Here is a 19,995-nt window from a genome sequence, read left to right as displayed (position 1 = left end):
GAACAATCCCTGCAATGACCCTTATATTATCCCACCCTTGCCCTGATCTCGCCGCGATTGGGGCAGATACCTGCTCCTTGAAACCCAAGATGAAAGGGACGGGCATGGACCGCCTCACGGAAATGGAAGCTTTTGCAACGGTCGTGGATCAGGGAGGGTTTACTGACGCCGCCAGAAAGATGGGGATTTCAAAATCCGCCGTCTCAAAACATGTGTCCTCGCTCGAAGCCCGTCTGGGCGCGCGATTGCTGAACCGGACCACGCGACGCGTTTCTCCAACCGAAATCGGGCTGGCCTATTACGATCGCGCCCGTCGGGTCCTGAATGACGCGGGCGAAGCGGATTCGCTGGTCACATCCATGCAATCGGCCCCCTGCGGATTGTTGCGAATTTCAGTCGCCACCGACTTTGGTGTCAACCACCTGTCGCCGCGCCTGTCCGAGTTCCTCGAAGATTTCCCGGACATTACGGTGAACATGGTTTTGAACAACCGCTACGTCGAACTGATCTCCGAAGGGTTCGATATGGCAATCCGCATCGGTGAATTGGAAGACAGCACGTTGCGGGCGCGCAAGCTGACCGAAACCACCAAACGGATGATCGCGAGTCCTGCCTATTTCGAGAAATACGGGCGGCCACAAAAGATCGACGATCTGAACGCGCACAAGCTGCTGCATTATTCGAACCAGTCGTCAGGAAATGTGTGGAAAGTGACGGCGCCGTCGGGCGAAAAGCGCCAGGTGCGCACCTCCGGGGGGCTGAGCGTGAATGATGGCCAATCGCTTATGAACGCTGCCATCTCGGGTCTGGGCATCGCTTATCTGCCGTCTTACCTCTATGCCGATGCCATGGATAAGGGGCTGGTGCTGGACGCGATTCCGGACCTGCCCAAGGAAACCCAAGGTATCTATGCGGTCTATCCGCCCGGTCGGTTCACGCAGCCAAAAATTCGTGCCTTCATCGATTTCCTGGTGCACGCCTTTGCAGACAAAGGCCCGTCTGACTGGTAAAATCCACAATCGGCGTACCAACCGATGTCAGCCCCGGTGCAAATGCATCGGGGTTGTTCGCCATCCGGTCTATTCGTCTTCTGAGATCAGGATCACTTCGACGCGGCGGTTTGCTTCCCGACCTTCCGCCGTCAGATTGGAGGCAATGGGTGCAAGATAGCCCATGCCTTCCGCTTCGATGCGTTCGGGATCCACGCCATAAGTATCAATCAAACGCGTCCGCACGGATTGCGCGCGCGCCCGCGACACCGCAATGTTGACTTCAAGACCGCCAGCCGTATCCGTATGCCCGACGATGGCGATGCGTAACGTCGGACGGTCGGCAAGCAACGATGCCAACGCTGCGAGCTCAACCGATTGCTGATCATCCAGCGTCGTGCTGCCGACAGTGAAATCGATGTCTCGCAGAACGAAAGATCCCTTTTCCAGCAAGCGCGCGGCCAGCGTTTCGATGGGCAACTCCGGTTGCGCGGGATCAGGTTCGACGGAAGCAACGGGCGATCGGGTTTCGGTCACCTCTTGTGAAACCGCGCCCGTCTGGATGATCTGCAGGTACGCTGCGCCGCCCGAAGAACTGGCCATCAGCGTAATCGCCGCGTCGTTTTCAGTGTTTATCCCGGTCAGAAAGTGAAAGGCGCGAATGTTGACATACATATTCGGCGCCGGCAGCACCTCGGTCGCAAAGCGAAAATCGTAGCCTCCGCAGGTGATCTGGTTGCAATCGAGGACCAGGTCAAATCCGGCGTCTTCGATCTGTTGCCGCAAAGGCGCCAATATCTGCAAAGGTGTCAGCCCCGGCGAATTGAGCCGATAGGCCCGGCGCGTCACCCTCCCCTCAATTTTCAGGGTTTCCAGGGCACCGTCAACAAATGGACCCACCGGGACAAGCACCTGATCCAGCGCACTGTCGCGCGCCGCAGTCTGGCGCGCGGTGCGAGGCAGCTCCAGTTGGAAGGCGTGCACGGGCCATGCCAGCAGGCACAGTGCCACACCCATCCAACGTGACCCGCCATAAGCCATGCTCAGCGCGCCTGACCGTGATATTCTGGATTTGGCTTCATCGCCGTGGCGCTTGCGACCCGGTTCGACATATTGAAAAAGGCCGCCACGTTGATCACATCCCAGATATCGCGGTCGCTTAACCCGTGATCGCGCAGCGCCTGCCGATCCGCCTCTTCGATCGTGGCCGATGCCAGTGTCACCTTTTCCGCAAAGACCAGCATCGCCCGTTGCCGCGCGGTGACGTCCGCAATTCGCCAATTCATGATCAGCTGCTCTCCCAATGCCGGATCGCCCGACAGTTGCCGCACAGCGGCACCATGGGCCGTGAGACAATAAAAACATCGGTTCGTGGCGCTCACGACCACCGCGATCATTTCCCGTTCAAGTTTGGTCAGGCCGCTATCAGCCAGCATCAGATCATTATAGAGGCCGGTGAACGCGTCCAGCTTGGCGATGTCGAACGCGTGGGCCCGCAGAACGTTCGGGACCATGCCAAGCTTGTCCTGGCAGATATCAAAGTACTTTTGGGTCTGGGCGGGCAGCGGATCTGCCATGGGCAGGTCGAGGGCTGTGGGTTGGTCTGTCATGTGTCCTCCGGATGTTGGCGATAATGATAGCCGCAGAGCTTGCGAAAGCCCAACCGCTGATAGAGCAGATTGGCGGCGGTGTTTTGCTGCGTGCACAAGACGGCCAGCGTTTCGGCGCCATTTTCTTGTGCCCAAAAGGCGGCGCGGCGCATGATCCAGCTTGCCACGCCCTGCCTGCGCTGATGCGGGAGCACTTCAACAGCGTGGACCATCGCGATACCGTCATGGATCGCGGCAAAGGCAGTCCCGGCGGGTTTTTCATTCCAGCGCGCCAGAATGCCCGTCTTGACCTTGGCCCGTTCCATGACCTTCAGCCGCTCAGGCCCAACACCGCCCTTGGCCCAAATCTCGGCCATGATCGCCAACGGCTCCCAGATGGTGAATGCCGTCACGCGCGGGATCGGCACATCCGTCAGATCCTCGACGGGGAGGATATACCCGTTGACCGGATCAACGGTCTGGTAGCCCCGCGCAGCCAGGTCCGCGTCCAACGCGGCATCCTGATCACGGATCAGGAACAAGGGCCGCTGCCCCAGCTGACGCATCGCTTGCTCGGCTGCGGGGATATCCTCTGCGCGCGTTTCGGAAATGGCCGTGGCAGCGCTGACCCGCTTACCGCCCCCCTGCCCATCGCGCAGCAGCCACGGGCCGACGGAACGGACCCCCGCCGCAGGCCATGTGCCATCAATCGCAGCATACAGGGCTGCGGGCGTAATCATGCGGGAAACTGTGCCTCGAGGGCCGCAAAAGCGGTGTCGACCTCTGCGACATCGGTGCCTCGGATCACCACGTTGGCCCCATATCGACCATCTTGCTGAAACGGATAGGACCCAAAGCTCAGATTGGCATACGAAGCCGCCAGAGTGCCCAAGGGTCCGGCGATATCGCCCTCTCCCCGATCAATACGCAAGGTGCGCGACACCAAGGGCGCGCCACCGGTCAGTGTGGGCAGCACCGTGGCGACCATCGCCTTGAAGACCGACGGCACCCCCGCCATCACATGGACATTGCCCAGCGTAAAGCCGGGCGCAATCGAGACCGGGTTTTCAATCAACGTGGCGCCGTCGGGAATGCGCGCCATCCGCAAACGGGCTTCATTCAGCTCGCGCCCGGTATTGGCGTAATGCTCCGCCAGCAAGGCGCGCGCATCGGCGCGCACGTCGATCCGCACCTCGAATGCGGCGGCTATGCAGTCGGCGGTAATGTCGTCATGAGTGGGCCCGATGCCCCCAGAGGTGAACACCGTATCATAGGCGCCCGACAGCGCTTTGACGGCGGCCACGATGGCGTCCGGATCGTCGCTGACCACACGCACTTCGCGCAGGTCGATGCCTTGTTCAGTCAACTGCCCGGCAAGATAGTGCATATTGGCGTCGCGTGTGCGGCCCGACAGGATCTCGTCTCCGATGACCAGCATTGCGGCGGTGGGATTTGGCATTCTCGGACCTCCTTGAGCAGTACCGCCTCTGGGTATAGGCCGGGGTCCATGCGCTTTCAAACCGAACTTGTCCCCGCGACCCTCATCCGACGCTACAAACGTTTTCTGGCCGACTGCCGCCTCGAGGACGGCCGCGAGGTGACCGCCCATTGTGCCAACCCCGGATCGATGATGGGTTTGGCAGAGCCGGGCCTGAGGGTCTGGCTGGAACCCAATGATGACCCCAAAAAGAAGCTGAAATTCGGCTGGCGGTTGATCGAGCACGCGGACGGAAACTTTACCGGGGTCGACACGGGCGTGCCAAACAAGGCACTGCGCGAAGCCTTTGAGGCGCGCCAGATTGCCCCGCTTGCGGCCTACACGGACGTGCGCCCCGAGCAGAAATATGGCGAAAACAGCCGAATCGACTTTTTGCTGCGCGGCGATGGCCTGCCAGATGCCTATATCGAGGTGAAATCCGTGACGCTTTCACGCCGCCCTGGACTGGCCGAATTTCCAGACAGCGTCACAGCACGCGGTGCCAAACATCTCGATGAGCTGGCACGCGTCGCCCAAAGCGGACATCGGGCCATCATGCTTTATATGGTGCAACGCACCGATTGCACCCAATTCACGCTGGCCTCGGATATCGATCCGAAATACGCCGCCGCCTATGCGCAGGCGTTTCGTGCAGGAGTAGAAACGATGTGCTATAATGCGCGTATCACGCCAGACGGGGTTGACTTGAATGCCCCCATGACCATTGCCATATGACACCCTCTGGCCCTTTTCGCCGCAGTGCAGTAAAATGGCGCACAAATTGCCGATGGAGCAGGCTTTGAACCATGAGACCCGCGGCCGTCTGACCAAGGACGGCATACGCCTGTACGAAAACACAGACTTTGCCGGAATGCATGCGGCTGGGCGGCTGGCCGCCGAGATTCTGGATGCGATGGCAGAACAAGTATTTGTCGGCCAGACCACGGGCGAGATTGATCGCATCATTACCAAAATGGTCGATGAAGTCGGCGCCACATCGGCCACGATCGGCTACAAGGGCTATAAACATGCCAGTTGCATCAGCGTGAACCACGTTGTTTGCCATGGGATCCCCGGTGACAAGACGCTCAAGGATGGCGACATCCTGAACATCGACGTCACCGTGATTGTTGATGGATGGTTCGGCGATACCAGCCGGATGTATGTGGCAGGCAAACTGCCCCGCAAGGCAGAACGCCTGATCGAAATTACACATGACGCGTTGATGCTGGGGATTGAGGCCGTGAAGCCGGGCAACACCTTTGGTGATATAGGCCACGCCATTCAGGGTTTTGTCGAGAGCCATCGCATGTCTGTGGTGCGCGATTTTTGCGGGCATGGATTGGGCCGCGTGTTCCATGCACCGCCGAACGTGTTGCACTATGGACGTCCCGGAACGGGTGCAGTACTTCAACCCGGCATGTTTTTTACCATTGAACCGATGGTGAACCTTGGCCGCCCCGAAACAAAAACGCTTGCGGATGACTGGACAGCCGTGACGCGAGACAAGTCCCTGTCGGCACAGTTCGAACATTCGGTCGGCGTCACCGAAACCGGCGTCGAGATATTCACGCTGTCCCCGGCTGGAAAGTTCCACCCCACATACGGCTGATGCAGGCGGGCGACACGCCCGTCTTGTGGGATCGCCAGCGCGCGCATTACACGTTATTTGACATGAGCTTCGAAGCGTTAAGCCGTCATGTCATCCCGTTCCAAAAGCGTCACATGCGCTTCGCCAAAACGCCGCTGGTCAAGAGGCGTAAAACCCGCTGGTGGCAGCATAAAGCTGCTTTCTTCCCAAACAACGATTGCGCCGGGGGCCATCCATGCGCGCACGGCCTCAACCGCTGACTGGCCCATGGATTTGCCATATGGCGGGTCCAGAAACACCAGATCAAAAGGGGCTTGCTCCCACTCCCCCAATCGCGTCGCATCCGCCCGGATCACGCGGGTTTGATCCGCCGCCTTGAGCCTTTGGATATTTTCGGAAATCAGACGCTGCGCCACCCGTCCGTTTTCGACAAAAACCGCTGATGCGGCCCCGCGCGACAGCGCCTCCAGCCCGAGCGCACCGGTGCCTGCAAACAGATCCAGCACCCGCGCACCCTCCAGAACACCCATATGGGTCAGCATTGAAAACAGGCTTTCGCGCACCCTGTCAGGGGTCGGGCGCAGATGCGCGCCCGGATCACCCTTGCCTACCGTGGCCAGCCGGGTGCCACGCCAGCGTCCGGCAATGATCCTCACTTCAGCAACACTTTCAGGTCGGTTTCGGGATCGGCGACACGCTCCGGATCAGCCGTTTTCCCGGCCTCGATCAACCGTTTGCCCACCATATAGGCGCGCGGATCATTGGCTGCATCGACCGCCAGCAGTGCCTCGCCGCGATAGTACCAGAATGATTTGGCGTCACCGCCGTCGCGGGTCACGACGCGGTCATAGCCCGTGTTCAGCCCGGCAATCTGCAATTTTACGTCATATTGGTCAGACCAGAACCACGGCTTGGCCACATAGTGCCTGCCTGCGCCCATGATATTGTCCGCTACGCATTCCGCCTGCTCGATCGCATTGGGCACGCTTTCCAAACGGATGCGACCATCGCGGTAGGGAAAAGAAGCGCAATCCCCCGCGGCCCAGACATGCAGCGCAGAGGTGCGGCCCATCGCATCGGTCTTGATCCCATTTTCGATCTCAATGCCCGCCGCTTCGGCCAAGGCCACGCCAGGCGCAATACCAACGCCGACGATCACGAAATCGACCGCCAGCGTGCTGCCGTCTGACAACTCCGCTGCAGAGACGGTCCCGTCACCGGTGAGGCGCTGAAGCCCGACACCCTCGCGGATATCGACCCCGTGGCTGGCATGCAAAGCCCGGAAAAAGTTGCTCGTTTCGGGGGCCGCGACCCGCTGCAAGATGCGCTCCGCCATTTCGACCAACGTGACGTCGAGGCCCAGTTTGGCCGCAACCGACGCAGCCTCAAGCCCGATATAACCGCCCCCGACGATCAAGAGGCGCGCGCCCGCGTCAAAGCGGGGCGCCATCGCATTCACATCCGCCAGATCGCGCACCACAAAGACGGCGTCCAGATCCCCGCCAATGGCGGCAGGCAAGCGGTGCGGCACCGATCCTGTTGCAAACACAAGCTCATCATAAGCAAGGGTTTCATCGCCAATGGCCACGGTTCGCGCGGCAGTATCGATACCGGTCACCGTTGTGGACAGACGCAGATCAATCGCATTCTCAGCATAAAATGCCTCAGGTCGCAGAAACAATCTCTCCAATGTCATGTCACCCATCAGATAGGCTTTGGACAAAGGGGGGCGCTGATAGGGTGGCACGGGTTCGGAGCCGATCAGGGTTACACGCCCCTCAAACCCGGCATTGCGCAGCTTTGCCACACAAGACGATCCCGCCTGCCCCGCGCCAATAACGACGACATGATCCATGTTTTTGCCCTTTTCTCTCGCCCTATGGCAACGGGCAGCCTATATCGCAGTGATCAACTGACGCAATTGCAAGAAAGGCCCATCTCATGGCGATTACCCAAGGCGATACACTTCCCGACGCAACTCTGGTCGAACTGGGCGCGGAAGGTCCAGCACCCGTGCAACTGTCGGACAAAACCAAAGGGCGCAAAGTCGTGATTTTTGCCGTGCCGGGGGCGTTTACGCCCACATGCCATTCCGCCCATGTGCCCAGCTTTGTCCGCACCAAGGATCAGTTTGATGCCAAGGGCGTGGACGAGATTATCTGCGTCTCGGTCAATGACCCCTTCGTGATGAAGGCATGGGGCGAAGCCACCGGTGCCGCAGATGCGGGCATCACCATGCTGGGCGACGCGGAAAGCGCGTTCACTACTGCCATCGGTATGGACTTCTCGGCCCCGCCTGCCGGGCTGTTGGCACGCTCGAAACGCTACGCAATGCTGGTCGACGACGGTGTCGTGACATTGCTGCAAGAAGAAGAGAGCCCCGGTGTGTGCGAAGTCTCTGGCGGCGAAGCTTTGCTGGCGTCGATGTAGGCACCAAATCAGAATGACGCAAAAGGCCCCCGAAACTCGGGGGCCTTTTTCATTTGGATCCGTCAAACGGATCCGAAATGATTAGACCGCAGGTCAAGCAAGACCGGCGCATCAGGTCAGCTGTCCGCCAGCCCATCCATCTTTCGCGCGAGCTTTACGTCCAGCGGGCTCAATCCGCCGACATCGTGGGTCGTCAACGTGACCTCGACGGTTTTGTAAACGTTGGACCATTCCGGGTGGTGACCCCATTTCTCGGCCCAGATCGCGGCTTGGGTCATCCAGCCAAACGCATGCACAAAATCATCAAACACGAACGTCTTGTGAATCGCATCACGGTCTTCGACGATAGCCCACCCACTGTTCAGCAATGGCGCGAGCAATGTGTCGCGTGTCTCTTCGCTCAAAACTTCTGTCATTCCTGCTCCTCGATCCGGACCCGCTTGAACGGTCCATACTCTGTTAGAATTTCTATTTCCTCTTCGATCGCTTCACGTTCGGCCTCCAGATAACGGGCGATTGCATCCGCGAAACCAGGATCGCCGACCCAATGCAGGCTGTGCGTTTGGGTCGGCAAATAGCCCCGTGCCAGCTTGTGCTCGCCTTGCGCCCCCGCCTCGACCCGGGCCAGACCCCGCGCAATCGCAATGTCGATCGCCTGATAATAACACAATTCAAAGTGCAGACAGGGATGATGTTCACTGCACCCCCAATATCGCCCATAAAGTGCATCTGCGCCGAGAAAGTTCAACGCACCTGCCACATACCGCCCATCGCGTTCGGCCAGAACCAGCGCCATATCATCGCGCAACGTCTCCTGTGCGATCCGGAAAAAGCGGCGCGTCAGGTAAGGTGTGCCCCATTTGCGGGCCCCGGTATCCTGATAAAACTCCCAAAACGCATCCCAATGTTCAGGGCGCAGATCATCCCCGGTCAAGGTCTGGATCGTTCCGCCAAAGTCCTGCGCCTGCCGCCGTTCCTTGCGGATATTCTTGCGTTTGCGGCTGCTCAGCGTCGCCAGAAAATCATCGAATGTGTCATAGCCTTCGTTCAGCCAGTGAAACTGCTGTGTGGTGCGGGGCATCAAACCCAGCGTTGCACCTATCTCCCGCTCGTCTTGAGTGCAAAACGTCACATGCAGCGAGCTGAGATTGTTGTTTTTCCCCAACTGAACCGCACCCTGCACCAGGGCGGACAGCCCGGTCTCGGAAAAGTCGGGATGGGTCAGGAACCGACGGCCCGTGGCAGGCGTGTGCGGCACCGCGATCTGCAGTTTCGGATAGTACCGCCCCCCGGCCCGTTCCAAGGCATGCGCCCAGTTGTGATCAAAGATATATTCGCCCTGGCTGTGCCCTTTGGCGTACATCGGGGCGACCCCGATCGTTTGCCCGGCCAGGGTGGCTTGCAAATATTGGGGCTGCCATCCCGTTCCGGCGCCGACCGAGTTGCTGTCCTCAAGCGCCTTGAGGAACCTGTGCGTCGTAAAAGGATCCTTGGGCCGCGCGCCGTCCACCGCCTCGGGACAAGCGCAGGCATCCCATGTGGCCGCGTCAATCTCGCTCAGACTGGGCAGGACACGGATTTCGATTTCTTGTTCGGACACGCGGCCTTCCCTCATGGTGGAACGCTTAATGTGTGGCGCCCCGGCGCTGGTTCAACCAAGGATCTTGGCGGGGTAGCCTTCAAATGTCACATTATCTGCAACTTTGCGCGCCTCTGCCTCAACTTCAGGCGACCGGACTGTCCAGCAAAAAATACTTGCACCGGCACTTTTCAACGCGGCAACACGCGGGCACGCCAGATCAGCCACCTCGTGACTGATGAACGTGGCCCCCACGCGGTCATAGTCCGGGATGTCGCGCAGGCGGTCACACGTCGCCTTCGGCAAGGGCCAGTTCGCATCGTAGCGATATGAACCGGTCACCAGACCGCGCGGGATATCCGGACACAGCTCGGCCATCTGAGCCACTGAATGCGGGTTGAAGGACATCAACCCAACAAGACCGGAGTACCCTTCAAGGGCGGCGGCGGTCGCGGCTTCAAGCTGGCCGATGTTTGGCCCCATGGCCCCGTCCTGATCCTTGATCTCGATCAGCAAAGCCACCCTGCCTGCCACAAGTTTCAGGACTTCAGACAAAGTCGGAATACCTTCGTCGCCCCCCTTCAACCGAGTTTGCGACAGTGCACGCGCCGACATCGCGCGCACAGGGCCTTTGGCCATGGCGAGCCGGTCCAGCGTATCATCATGAAACACCATCGCCTGGTTGTCTGCACTGAGCTGCAGGTCCAACTCAATGCCATAACCGCTTTCAATCGCAGCTGTAAACGCCGCACGGCTGTTTTCCGGGCGGCCATCCTTCAGATCATGCAAGCCACGATGGGCAAACGGCGCGCGCAGAAACCCGTCATTCAACCGAGGACTCATTTGATCTGAAAAATGCCTTCGATCTCAACTGCAACGCCCAATGGCAAAGATGCTGCAGAGACGGCGGACCGGCTGTGTCTGCCAGCGTCTCCAAGCGCTTCGACCAAGAAGTCGGACGCGCCATTGATCACCTTGGGCTGATCCGTGAAATCGGCAGTGGAGTTTACGAAACCAGTCAGCTTTATCACGCGAACCAACCTCTCGATGTCCCCGCCACAAGCTGCTTTGACTTGTGCCAGCAAACTGATCGCGCAGGTCTTGGCAGCCGCGGCACCCGCAGCAGCATCCATTTTGTCCCCCAATTTCCCCGTGATGAAACCATCAGGCCCGCTGGATATCTGGCCAGAGACATAGACAATGTCACCGACCTGAACAAAAGGCACGTAATTGGCCGCAGGAGCCGGGGCGTCCGGCAATGTGACGCCAAGGTCGGCGAGGCGGGATTCGATACTCATGGCAGCATCCTTTTGGCTGTTCTTTCGCGGACGCTAGCCTGCACTCGCATGCGTGAAAAGACCCTAGATCAGGATTCGCGGAAAGCCCGGTTGAAATAGTCGGCCATCGGCTTGATCAGATAGGCCAGCGGCGAGCGATCTGTCGTTCTGATATACGCCTCCACCGGCATGCCGGGGATCAGAATTTGACCTTCTGCAAGCTTTTCCAGCTCCCCCGGGTTCAAAACAATCTCGGCCCGATAATAGCTGGTGCCCAAGGTTTCATCCTCAAACGCATCTGCAGAGACCAAAACCACTTCACCGACCAGTTCCGGTGTCGTACGTTGATCCAAAGCAGAGAAGCGCAGGTTCACAGCTTGCCCGACAACGATCTCGTCGATGTGGATCGGAGAAACCTGCGCGGCAATAATCAAAGGCCGATCTTGCGGGATTACATACAGAATTGGTTCGGCGTTACGTATCACGGATCGAATTGTCTGGACGCGCATGCCATACACAATGCCGGAGACCGGGGAACGGATTTCCATCTGGTCGATCTCGGAAATCAGGGCAAGCCGCTGCTCTGTCAACTCTGTCTCGCGCGAGCGAATATCGCGCAGATCCGTAATGGCGTCTTCTCGTCTCTGAGTACTCAGGCGCAGAACCTCAAGTTCGACCTCGGTAATGCGCTGTTCGGCCTGGGCTTTGGAGGCCGCCAGTTCGCCAAGGCGGCCATCCAGGGACGCACTTTCGCGCTGCAGCGCCAGAACACGCGCCGCAGGTGACAGCCCACGGTCGAACAAGCTCTGTTGTGCTGACAGTTCTTCCTCAATCAGTTTCAATTGCCGCCCAAGGGACCGTTCCTGTGCTTCGATGCCGACGATCTGATTTCGGGTCTGGTCGGCACGCTTGCCCAACTGTTCTGTCTGGCGCGCGACCGTCTCGAGCCGTGCACGGAAGATATTTGTCTGGCCGTTGACCAATTCGCGCACTTCAGGCCGTTCTTCCATGAATGCCAGCAGTTGAGGATCATAGGTGATCTCATCGCTTTCATCCCGCTCGGCAGACAGACGCCCGCGCCGCGCCATCAATTCGAACAATTGCGCTTCGATGATGGCAAGGGTCGACTTCATCTGATTGGCGTCCAGCAACACAAGCAATTCGCCAGCCTCTACGGTGTCGCCCTCTTCCACTTCGATCGCAGCGACAACGCCGCCGGTGGGATGTTGAACGATCTGCCGGTTCTGCTCCACTTCGATCCGCCCGGAGGCGACAATAGCGCCAGCAATCTGGGTCTGGGTGGCCCAGACGACAAATCCGCCCAAAAGACCGAGCAAACCAAAGAAGCCAAAGAGCACGGCGTTGCGCGCAGACCATTTCTTGTCACTCATGTCACGCCTCCCGCATTCGCTGGCGCGCGTTTGATTTGCTCATGGTTTTTGACCGTCGACTTCAAGACTTCGTCCTTGGGTCCAAAGGCCGTGCGTATGCCATTGTCAATCGCCAGCAGCAGATCACACTCCTGAATGGCGGCAGGACGATGAGCCATGATGATCACGGCGTGCCCGTCCGCTTTCAAGGATCGGATCGCGGCGTTCAACGCAGCCGTGCCTTCGTTGTCGAGGTTCGAGTTCGGCTCGTCCAAGACCAGCAGAACCGGTTTGTCGTAAAGTGCGCGTGCCAGCCCAATACGCTGAATCTGTCCGCCAGACAGGCGCTGCTGCGTCGCATTGATCCGGGTGTCATAACCATCCGGCAACTCAAGGATCATCTTGTGCGCGTCGGCTTTTTGAGCGGCTGCAACCACTTTCGCCGCATCAGGTTCTGATGACAAACGCGCGATGTTTTCTGCAATCGTGCCGTCAAACAGCTGCACTCGCTGCGGCAAATAGCCGATGTGGCGCCCCAGCGCGCTCGGCTCGTACTGGTCGAGCGCGGCGGAATCCAGTCGAATGGATCCACCGGCAGGTGCCCAAACACCCGTCACACAGCGCGCCAGCGTCGATTTTCCCGCACCCGATGGGCCAATCACACCCATGGCGGACCCAAGGCGGCAATTCAAAATTCAAACCACGCAGCGCCGCCGTCTTCTCCCCCGGGGCAATAACTGTCAGCGATTTGGCAACCAACCGCGCCTTGGGTGTTGGCAAAGCAGTGCGTTCTTTTTCCGGCCGAACGGCACCCAACAATTCGGACAGCGACCCCCATCCCCTGCTCGCACTTTGGGCCACAGGCCATTGGGTCAGCATCGTCTCGATCGGAGCAAGTGCACGGCCCAACAGGATCGACCCCGCAATCATCGCCCCCGGCGTCATTTGGTTCTGCAGTACCAGATAAGCCCCCAAGCCCAGCATGGCGCTCTGCAAGAACAGGCGCAACGTCTTGGTCAGTGAGGTAAACCCACCGCCGATATCGGTCGCCTTGATCTGCGATTCCAGCGCTTTACCGCGCGCTGTTTGCCACCTGTCGAAAGCGGCCTCGCGCATCCCCATCGACTGCACCATCTCCGTTTCGATCCGCAGCTGGTCCGACATCGCATTCGCTTTTTGCCCGGCCTGCCCAGATTCAATTTGCGGCCGTTTCGACAAGAACTGGTTCGCCAAAGCGATGAGAATCAACAAAAGCCCACCGCCCAGGGCCAGCGCCCCAAGAAGAGGATGGAAGAGGAAAATCCCGGTGATGAAAATTGGCGTCCAAGGCAAAATCGAAGAAGGCAAGCAAGAGCGGAGAAGTCATGAACCGCTGAATGCTTTCCAGATCGGCAAGTCCCGATTGCGTGCGCAGATCCGGAGCAACCGCGGATTTGCGCACGACCGCGTCAAAGACCCTGCGATCCAGCCGGGCTTGAAACCGTGCGCCAACGCGGGCCATGATTCGGCCGCGGGTGTAATCGAGAATGCCCATGACACCGTATAAAAACAGCACGAGTATGGACAAGGCGATCAGTGTCTCTTCGCTCCGGCTGCCCAAAACGCGGTCGTAGACCTGCAACATGTACATGGGCCCGGTCAGCATCAGCAAATTGGCGAACAAGCTGAACAGACCAACAGCCCAGTACAGACTGCGGCTTTCAGCCCGAGCCGCGCGCAATTCCGCCAGCCCCAGTTGTGTCGATCTATCTTGCATAAGCACCTTTTCGCTCGCTGGCCGTATCGGTATGAGCCGACGCACTTTCGGCCTGAGTTTCCTGTCGCGCAAGTGCCACAAATCTGTCAAATGCTCACTACTTGTGTAACAGCTTTTATTGTGGACGTAATAGTTACTCCATACGAATATTAACCGGAGATTTCCATTGGCTCGTTTTTTTGCCGCAAGCCGCCGCATTTCGGCATTATTGCTGATATTCGCGGTTGCGGCCTGCAGTACCGTCGACGGTGATGGTATGACGGCAGACGGAATCTACGATCCATTCGAAACACAGAATCGCAGGGTGCATGAATTCAATCGCAACGTTGATCAAGCTCTTTTGCGGCCCACCGCCGTTGGCTATTCAAGCGTTATTCCGGACGACATTGAAGATCGCATCGTCAATTTTTCGCGCAATCTGCAATCACCTTCGATCGTCGTGAACAGCCTGTTGCAAGGTGATGTGCCCGGTGCCGGCCTCGGCGTCGTTCGGTTCGCGGTCAACTCGGTTCTCGGCCTCGCGGGTCTGTTTGATGCCGCCACGGATTTCGGTATCCCGCAACATGAAACCGACTTTGGCGAAACGCTTCATGTCTGGGGCGTCGGCGAAGGGGCCTATATCGAACTGCCACTGCTCGGGCCATCGAATCAACGGGACACAACTGGTTTGCTGGTCGATTTCTTTACCAATCCGCTGAGTTATGTTGGGCTGGACGGCCCGGCCAGTTACGTCAGTCTCGGGGCTGGCGTCGCCCGTGGCATGAGTTCGCGCGGTCGTTACGTGGATTCTGTGGATGGCGTCCTATATGGAAGTGCAGACAGTTATAGCCAGGCGCGCCTCATCGCGACGCAAAATCGCCGGTTCGAACTGGGTCAAGAGGATGCAAGCGCAGAGATTGATCCCTTTGCGTTGGATACGGAGGGTTTTTAACGATGAACCGACGGTTTTTTATTTCCGGGCTGAGCGCCGCGCTGGTTTTGCCAGCCTTGCCCGCCTTCGCCATTACGGAAGCGGGCGCCAAAAAGCTCGTGGATTCGCTGGTCAACGACATCAACAAGGTGATCGCCGCCGGTAAGAGTGAAAGCGCGATGTTCCGCGATTTCGAGCGCATTTTCAAACGCTACAGCGACACGTCGTATATCGCTGCCTATGCGATGGGCGTCGATGGCCGTCGCGCGACCGCGTCGCAAAAGCGCGCCTTCTCCAGTGCATTTCAGAGCTATATCGGCCGCAAATACGGCAGCCGGTTCCGCGAGTTCATCGGCGGTCGGCTTGAGGTTCGCAGCGTCAAGAAAGTCAAGAACTGGTACGAGGTTTCAACAACAGCCTACCTGCGCAACGAGGCGCCGTTTGACGTGACGTTTCAGGTCTCTGACCGGGCGGGTAAGGACCTGTTTTTCAACATGTACATCGAAGGCGTCAATCTGTTGCTGACCGAACGTTCCGAAATCGGCGCGCTCATAGATCGCAATGGCGGCAGCATCGATGGCATGATCGCGGACCTGAAAAAAGCAGGCTGACAAAGGTCAGCGACCGTGGCCGGACTGGCGGTTCAGTTTCTTGCCGACCCGCCGCCCAGAATGTCGCGCAGCAGCTTTTCGATCAATCCTTCCGTCGTGCGGGGCATTTCACCCGGCGCAGGACCTGTTTGCTGCGGTACCGGTGCGCTTTTGGGCGCCAACATCGGCAGCGGTTTGATCGGAACACCTTCGTGGACACGCACCATCGTTTCGCGGAATATTTCAGCAGGCAGGCCGCCGCCGGTCACGCCGGACAGCGGCGTGTTGTCGTCATAGCCCATCCAGACACCGGCAACGTAATCCGCCGTAAAGCCGACAAACCATGCATCCCGCGCGGCTTGGGTCGTTCCGGTCTTGCCGGCAATTTGGCGGCCTTCAAACTGGGCACGCTGACCTGTGCCTTCGGAGACGACCTTTTCCATCATCCAGATCAACTGGGCCGCGGCGTCATCCTGAATGACACGCTCTCCGATTCCGCCCGCGGTGCCCATCAAGGCTTCGCTGTCTCCCTGCAACCGCAGATCAACCAGTCCATATGGCGTCACTGACGAGCCGCCATTCAAGATACCGGCATATGCCCCCGTCATATCAAGCAAAGTGCTTTCGGAAGCCCCAAGCGCCAGGGCCGGACCGTCGGCCAGATCGTCTCGGATGCCAAACTGGGCCGCCACTTCCCTGACCAGATCACGCCCGACGGCCTCCGACACCTTGACGGCCGGGATATTCAACGACTGTTTCAAGGCCTCGGTCAACGTGACCTGTCCGGAATAGGTGTTTGTATAGTTGCGAGGACACCATTCACCGGATCCGGGAATAGTCAGACAATAGGGTTCATCCACGACCATATCGAGCGGCGAATAGCCGAGATCAAGCGCCGCGGCATAAACGAACGGCTTGAAAGCAGACCCTGTCTGCCGCTTGGCTTGAATGGCCCGGTTGAAAACACCTGCAACGCGGTTCTCGCGGCCACCGACCATCGCACGCACAGCGCCATCTGCGCTCATGACCACGATCGCCGCTTGCGCCTTGGATCCTTCGCGCACCTTGTTTTCAAAGATATAGGTCAGCGCATCTTCGGCAGCGCGCTGAATGCGCTGATCCAGCGTGGTGTTGATGATGACGTCTTCGGTGGTGTTGCGGGTAAAGAATTCGGGGCCCGACACCATCACCCAATCCGCAAAATATCCACCTGCCTTGCGGCGCGCAGCGGGTGACAGATCCGCAGGCTCATTCTGCCAACGGGCCACTTCCGTCTCGGACAGATATCCTTGTTCGCCCATCAGGCGCAGGACAGTTGCCGCGCGATTTTGCGAGCGTTCCAGATCGGCGGTTGGCGACAACGTTGACGGCGCCGTCAACAGGCCTGCCAGCATCGCCGCCTCTGCTGGTGTGGTCAGGGCGGCAGGCTTGCCGAAGAAACGCTGTGCAGCGGCTTCAGCTCCGTAGGCACCGCCCCCCATGTAGGCCCGGTTGAGGTAGATCGACAGAATTTCGTTCTTGGAATATTTCACCTCCATCGCAAGGGCATAAATCGCCTCTTTGGCCTTGCGTTGGAGCGATCCACGACGGCAATCTGCCACATAATCCGCTTCGGTCTTCCATTGCGTCGGATCAAACTCGACCCCCAGACACAAGAGTTTCGCCGTTTGTTGCGTGATCGTCGAACCGCCGTGGCCGTCCAGTGGCCCGCGCCCTTCGCTCAGGTTGATACGAACCGCCGATGCGATGCCGCGGGGGCTCAGGCCAAAATGCCGGAAAAAACGGCGGTCCTCCGTCGCGACAACCGCGTCCCGCAACGCGGGGGATACGGTTTCGGCGGTCACAACACCGCCAAATTGATCCCCGCGCCAGGCAAAGGTGGCGCCATCACGATCTTTCAGGGTGACAGAGCCGCGCGCGCGCCCATCCAACAGTGCGTTCACGTCCGGCAAAGTGGTCCAATAGTACCCAACCGCCAACCCGAGCAAGAGCACCGCAACCAAACCGGCACGCCAGAAAATAGCCCAGATGCCGCGCATGAGCCATTTCATCAGACGGACAAGTATATTGTCCTTCTTTCTTGGCCTACGAACCGTTTTGCGCCGCTTGGGCGCGGGCTTTTTCACCGGTTTTTTCGCCGTCGCCGTAGTTTTACGCTTTGGGTAGCGGCGATCAGCCACGAGAGGCCGTTTGCCTCTTTTTGAATCACTCATGAACGACCCCTGCCCGGCCTTTTGTTTTAGGTATCATATCGCCTTTGAGCGGGTTTGCGACACCCCCTAATGGTCAAGATCATGATTCTGGAATGACTACTTTTTAAGCGTTTGGCTGAAAATGCGCATTTTTTATGCACGCGCCTACAGCCAGACCGTGCATTTACCCGGCGCAACCTTTGCGTTGCTGCCGCGATGCATTCTTTTCCATGCACATCGCAGAAGCAACTGCCAATCGAAGGGGACACGAGTTGAAACTCATTATCGCAACGATCAAACCGTTCAAGCTGGAGGAAGTGCGTGAAGCGCTGACCGAAGCTGGCGTGCGCGGCATGATGGTCACAGAAATCAAAGGCTTCGGGTCTCAATCGGGGCACACTGAGATTTACCGCGGCGCAGAATACGCCGTGAACTTCGTGCCCAAGGTCAAGATCGAGATCGTCGTGGCCGCGACCATGGTGGATCAGATCGTCGAAACCATCACCAAGACAGCGCAAACAGGCAAAATCGGAGACGGCAAGATCTTTGTCCTCGACGTCGAGCAAGCCGTGCGCGTGCGCACGGGCGAAACCAACGAAGACGCCCTTTGAGCAACCCAACATGGGAAAATACGGACAATGAAACTTACCAAATCTCTCCTCGTTGGCACGGCTCTGACCGCTTTGCCGACGCTGGCGCTGGCACAGGATGCTGCCGCGCCGGGCTTTGACGAAATCGGGCCTTACATCATGACGACCCTGCTGTTCTGCATGGCCGGTTTCCTGGTGTTCTTCATGGCCGCAGGCTTTGCGATGCTCGAAGGCGGACTTGTCCGCTCCAAGAACGTCACGATGCAGATGACCAAGAACATCGCGCTCTTCTCGATCGCTGCCATCATGTACTGGCTGGTGGGCTTCAACACGATGTACCCCGGCGATTTCAACGGTTATTTCGCGCTCGGCGGACAAACGGTGCTGGATGCCGTTGGCATATCGGCTGCGGATGCAGCTCTGGACTATGCCTCCATCGGCTCGGATTTCTTCTTCCAGCTGGTCTTTGTCGCTGCAACCGCGTCCATCGTTTCGGGAGCCGTCGCTGAGCGTATCAAGCTGTGGCCTTTCTTGATCTTTGTCGTTGTCCTGACAGGCTTCATGTACCCCATCTCCGGGTCCTGGAAGTGGGGCGGCGGATGGCTTGATGCTGCCGGTTTCCAAGATTTTGCCGGCTCGACGGTCGTGCACTCTGTGGGTGGCTGGGCCGCCCTGGCTGGTGTGATCGTGCTGGGTCCACGTCTGGGCAAGTTCAAGGACGGTCGTGTCAATCCAATGCCGGGCTCGAACCTTGCCCTTGCCACATTGGGGACATTCATCCTTTGGCTGGGTTGGTTCGGCTTTAACGGCGGTTCGCAGCTTGCCATGGGCACTGTGGGCGACGTGTCGGACGTAAGCCGTATCTTTGCCAACACCAACATGGCCGCCGCAGCCGGTGCTTTGACAGCGCTGATCATGACGCAGGTCCTCTACAAAAAGCCTGATCTGACCATGGTGCTGAACGGCGCGCTGGCAGGCCTCGTGTCGATCACAGCCGAGCCTCTGGCACCGACACTCTTTGGCGCGCTCTGGATTGGTGCCGTGGGTGGGATCATCGTTGTTCTGGCCATTCCGATGCTCGACAAATTCAAGATCGACGACGTTGTCGGCGCCATCCCAGTCCACCTCTTTGCGGGTATCTGGGGCACCATCGCAGTTGTGTTCTACAACAGCGACGCAGCTCTGATGACACAGCTGACTGGTATCGCTGCCTACGGTGTCTTCACTTTTGTTGTGAGCCTCGTGCTGTGGTTCATCCTGAAGGTGACCATGGGCATTCGGGTCTCGGAAGAAGACGAGATCACAGGCCTCGACGTGTCGGAACTGGGGATGGAAGCATACCCCGAATTTGCAAAAGGCTGATCCTCCTTCCGATCAGACTTTTGAAAGACCTGACCGGGCGTTTGCGCCCGGTCTTTTTTTATGGTCCTTGCGCGCTGCGGATCAACCGACGGATGGCCCCTGCCGTGCGTGCCCTCACCGGGAAAAAATGCGTTGCTTGCCCCTGAAAATGTACGTTTTGAGAAAGCGCCTTTGGCACATTGTCACCCCGAACAACAGCGCCTGAAATTTGGGCGCGGCTCAGGAAGAGCTAAGGGACATGCCGGGATCATCGGATGAATTGGGGATCTGAAGCACACAACGTAAGGTTAGCC

Annotated in this window: 20 protein-coding genes and 1 pseudogene; 8 read left to right on the top strand and 13 right to left on the bottom strand. The window is 58.6% G+C overall.

Annotation, left to right across the window (positions count from 1 at the left end; translation table 11 throughout):
• The first annotated feature begins 104 nt into the window (after window positions 1–104).
• On the top strand, window positions 105–1,010 hold the full coding sequence (locus LC354_RS01420) for a LysR family transcriptional regulator (protein WP_223421044.1): 906 nt from the start codon (window positions 105–107) through the stop codon (window positions 1,008–1,010).
• 69 nt (window positions 1,011–1,079) lie between these two features.
• On the opposite strand, the gene LC354_RS01415 is transcribed toward LC354_RS01420, so the two are convergent.
• Genes LC354_RS01415 through LC354_RS01400 form a run of 4 tightly spaced genes read right to left on the bottom strand, consistent with a single transcriptional unit; the run spans window position 1,080 to window position 4,037 of the window.
• A complete protein-coding gene (locus LC354_RS01415) occupies window positions 1,080–2,030 on the bottom strand; it encodes an OmpA family protein (protein ID WP_223421043.1) in 951 nt (316 codons plus the stop codon).
• 2 nt (window positions 2,031–2,032) lie between these two features.
• Window positions 2,033–2,599: a peroxidase-related enzyme gene (locus LC354_RS01410; RefSeq protein ID WP_223421042.1), complete on the bottom strand. Its 567-nt coding sequence runs from the start codon at window positions 2,597–2,599 to the stop codon at window positions 2,033–2,035.
• On the bottom strand, window positions 2,596–3,318 hold the full coding sequence (locus LC354_RS01405; RefSeq protein ID WP_223421041.1) for a GNAT family N-acetyltransferase: 723 nt from the start codon (window positions 3,316–3,318) through the stop codon (window positions 2,596–2,598). The genes LC354_RS01410 and LC354_RS01405 overlap by 4 nt, the downstream gene beginning before the upstream one ends.
• Entirely contained in the window at window positions 3,315–4,037 is a 723-nt protein-coding gene (locus tag LC354_RS01400; protein ID WP_223421040.1) for a competence/damage-inducible protein A, read from the bottom strand. Before LC354_RS01400 ends, LC354_RS01405 begins: the two co-directional genes overlap by 4 nt.
• A 48-nt stretch (window positions 4,038–4,085) precedes the next feature.
• Between LC354_RS01400 and sfsA the strand changes: the two genes are divergently transcribed.
• Both sfsA and map read left to right on the top strand, forming a co-directional pair.
• Window positions 4,086–4,790 (top strand): DNA/RNA nuclease SfsA, encoded by a 705-nt coding sequence (sfsA, locus tag LC354_RS01395; RefSeq protein WP_223421039.1) that lies wholly within the window; start codon window positions 4,086–4,088, stop codon window positions 4,788–4,790.
• Between the two features lie 34 nt (window positions 4,791–4,824).
• On the top strand, window positions 4,825–5,667 hold the full coding sequence (map, locus tag LC354_RS01390) for a type I methionyl aminopeptidase (RefSeq protein ID WP_223421038.1): 843 nt from the start codon (window positions 4,825–4,827) through the stop codon (window positions 5,665–5,667).
• A gap of 77 nt (window positions 5,668–5,744) precedes the next feature.
• Here map and rsmD read toward each other — a convergent pair whose 3' ends face one another.
• Together rsmD and LC354_RS01380 are read right to left on the bottom strand one after the other, a co-directional pair.
• Entirely contained in the window at window positions 5,745–6,302 is a 558-nt protein-coding gene (gene rsmD, locus LC354_RS01385) for a 16S rRNA (guanine(966)-N(2))-methyltransferase RsmD (protein ID WP_223421037.1), read from the bottom strand.
• Window positions 6,299–7,501, bottom strand: coding sequence for an NAD(P)/FAD-dependent oxidoreductase (locus LC354_RS01380; protein ID WP_223421036.1), 1,203 nt, complete (start codon window positions 7,499–7,501; stop codon window positions 6,299–6,301). The genes rsmD and LC354_RS01380 overlap by 4 nt, the downstream gene beginning before the upstream one ends.
• An 86-nt stretch (window positions 7,502–7,587) precedes the next feature.
• Here LC354_RS01380 and LC354_RS01375 point away from each other — a divergent pair, with 86 nt between their 5' ends.
• Window positions 7,588–8,076, top strand: a complete 489-nt coding sequence (locus LC354_RS01375) for a peroxiredoxin (RefSeq protein ID WP_223421035.1) — start codon at window positions 7,588–7,590, stop codon at window positions 8,074–8,076.
• A 116-nt stretch (window positions 8,077–8,192) separates the two neighbouring features.
• Here the strand turns inward: LC354_RS01375 and LC354_RS01370 are convergent, their stop codons facing one another.
• The 6 genes and pseudogenes from LC354_RS01370 to LC354_RS01345 form a co-directional block, all read right to left on the bottom strand.
• The gene (locus tag LC354_RS01370; protein WP_223421034.1) at window positions 8,193–8,492 is read right to left on the bottom strand and encodes a 4a-hydroxytetrahydrobiopterin dehydratase; all 300 of its coding nucleotides are present in this window, start codon (window positions 8,490–8,492) and stop codon (window positions 8,193–8,195) included.
• On the bottom strand, window positions 8,489–9,676 hold the full coding sequence (locus LC354_RS01365; protein ID WP_223421033.1) for a GNAT family N-acetyltransferase: 1,188 nt from the start codon (window positions 9,674–9,676) through the stop codon (window positions 8,489–8,491). Before LC354_RS01365 ends, LC354_RS01370 begins: the two co-directional genes overlap by 4 nt.
• A 51-nt stretch (window positions 9,677–9,727) precedes the next feature.
• The gene (locus LC354_RS01360) at window positions 9,728–10,498 is read right to left on the bottom strand and encodes a glycerophosphodiester phosphodiesterase family protein (RefSeq protein WP_223421032.1); all 771 of its coding nucleotides are present in this window, start codon (window positions 10,496–10,498) and stop codon (window positions 9,728–9,730) included.
• Window positions 10,495–10,953 (bottom strand): RidA family protein, encoded by a 459-nt coding sequence (locus tag LC354_RS01355; protein ID WP_223421031.1) that lies wholly within the window; start codon window positions 10,951–10,953, stop codon window positions 10,495–10,497. Before LC354_RS01355 ends, LC354_RS01360 begins: the two co-directional genes overlap by 4 nt.
• 68 nt (window positions 10,954–11,021) lie before the next feature.
• Entirely contained in the window at window positions 11,022–12,323 is a 1,302-nt protein-coding gene (locus LC354_RS01350) for an HlyD family type I secretion periplasmic adaptor subunit (RefSeq protein WP_223421030.1), read from the bottom strand.
• Window positions 12,320–14,058: pseudogene (locus tag LC354_RS01345) on the bottom strand (type I secretion system permease/ATPase). The gene LC354_RS01350 and the pseudogene LC354_RS01345 overlap by 4 nt, the downstream one beginning before the upstream one ends.
• 256 nt (window positions 14,059–14,314) lie before the next feature.
• Here LC354_RS01345 and LC354_RS01340 point away from each other — a divergent pair.
• Together LC354_RS01340 and LC354_RS01335 are read left to right on the top strand one after the other, a co-directional pair.
• On the top strand, window positions 14,315–14,989 hold the full coding sequence (locus tag LC354_RS01340) for an MlaA family lipoprotein (RefSeq protein WP_223421029.1): 675 nt from the start codon (window positions 14,315–14,317) through the stop codon (window positions 14,987–14,989).
• Between the two features lie 2 nt (window positions 14,990–14,991).
• Window positions 14,992–15,579, top strand: a complete 588-nt coding sequence (locus LC354_RS01335) for an MlaC/ttg2D family ABC transporter substrate-binding protein (protein WP_223421028.1) — start codon at window positions 14,992–14,994, stop codon at window positions 15,577–15,579.
• A gap of 32 nt (window positions 15,580–15,611) precedes the next feature.
• Here the strand turns inward: LC354_RS01335 and LC354_RS01330 are convergent, their stop codons facing one another.
• On the bottom strand, window positions 15,612–17,771 hold the full coding sequence (locus LC354_RS01330) for a transglycosylase domain-containing protein (protein ID WP_223421027.1): 2,160 nt from the start codon (window positions 17,769–17,771) through the stop codon (window positions 15,612–15,614).
• 251 nt (window positions 17,772–18,022) lie between these two features.
• Here LC354_RS01330 and LC354_RS01325 point away from each other — a divergent pair, with 251 nt between their 5' ends.
• Entirely contained in the window at window positions 18,023–18,361 is a 339-nt protein-coding gene (locus LC354_RS01325) for a P-II family nitrogen regulator (protein WP_223421026.1), read from the top strand.
• Window positions 18,362–18,388: 27 nt separating this feature from the next.
• Window positions 18,389–19,702, top strand: a complete 1,314-nt coding sequence (locus LC354_RS01320) for an ammonium transporter (protein ID WP_223421025.1) — start codon at window positions 18,389–18,391, stop codon at window positions 19,700–19,702.
• Window positions 19,703–19,995: the final 293 nt, after the last annotated feature.

Source organism: Tateyamaria pelophila, assembly GCF_019966495.1.
Classification (GTDB): Bacteria; Pseudomonadota; Alphaproteobacteria; order Rhodobacterales; family Rhodobacteraceae; genus Tateyamaria; species Tateyamaria pelophila.
Note: the sequence above shows the minus strand (reverse complement) of the source record. Positions and strands in the feature narration are given on the sequence as shown.

Coding starts and splice junctions, on each gene's coding strand:
- LC354_RS01405 (WP_223421041.1), bottom strand. CDS start 3,318: ATGATTACGCCCGCAGCCCTGTATGCTGCGATTGATGGCACATGGCCT.
- LC354_RS01400 (WP_223421040.1), bottom strand. CDS start 4,037: ATGCCAAATCCCACCGCCGCAATGCTGGTCATCGGAGACGAGATCCTG.
- LC354_RS01370 (WP_223421034.1), bottom strand. CDS start 8,492: ATGACAGAAGTTTTGAGCGAAGAGACACGCGACACATTGCTCGCGCCA.
- LC354_RS01375 (WP_223421035.1), top strand. CDS start 7,588: ATGGCGATTACCCAAGGCGATACACTTCCCGACGCAACTCTGGTCGAA.
- LC354_RS01415 (WP_223421043.1), bottom strand. CDS start 2,030: ATGGCTTATGGCGGGTCACGTTGGATGGGTGTGGCACTGTGCCTGCTG.
- LC354_RS01320 (WP_223421025.1), top strand. CDS start 18,389: ATGAAACTTACCAAATCTCTCCTCGTTGGCACGGCTCTGACCGCTTTG.
- LC354_RS01340 (WP_223421029.1), top strand. CDS start 14,315: ATGACGGCAGACGGAATCTACGATCCATTCGAAACACAGAATCGCAGG.
- LC354_RS01410 (WP_223421042.1), bottom strand. CDS start 2,599: ATGACAGACCAACCCACAGCCCTCGACCTGCCCATGGCAGATCCGCTG.
- LC354_RS01420 (WP_223421044.1), top strand. CDS start 105: ATGGACCGCCTCACGGAAATGGAAGCTTTTGCAACGGTCGTGGATCAG.
- map (WP_223421038.1), top strand. CDS start 4,825: ATGGCGCACAAATTGCCGATGGAGCAGGCTTTGAACCATGAGACCCGC.
- LC354_RS01350 (WP_223421030.1), bottom strand. CDS start 12,323: ATGAGTGACAAGAAATGGTCTGCGCGCAACGCCGTGCTCTTTGGCTTC.
- LC354_RS01355 (WP_223421031.1), bottom strand. CDS start 10,953: ATGAGTATCGAATCCCGCCTCGCCGACCTTGGCGTCACATTGCCGGAC.
- LC354_RS01335 (WP_223421028.1), top strand. CDS start 14,992: ATGAACCGACGGTTTTTTATTTCCGGGCTGAGCGCCGCGCTGGTTTTG.
- LC354_RS01360 (WP_223421032.1), bottom strand. CDS start 10,498: ATGAGTCCTCGGTTGAATGACGGGTTTCTGCGCGCGCCGTTTGCCCAT.
- sfsA (WP_223421039.1), top strand. CDS start 4,086: ATGCGCTTTCAAACCGAACTTGTCCCCGCGACCCTCATCCGACGCTAC.
- LC354_RS01380 (WP_223421036.1), bottom strand. CDS start 7,501: ATGGATCATGTCGTCGTTATTGGCGCGGGGCAGGCGGGATCGTCTTGT.
- LC354_RS01330 (WP_223421027.1), bottom strand. CDS start 17,771: ATGAGTGATTCAAAAAGAGGCAAACGGCCTCTCGTGGCTGATCGCCGC.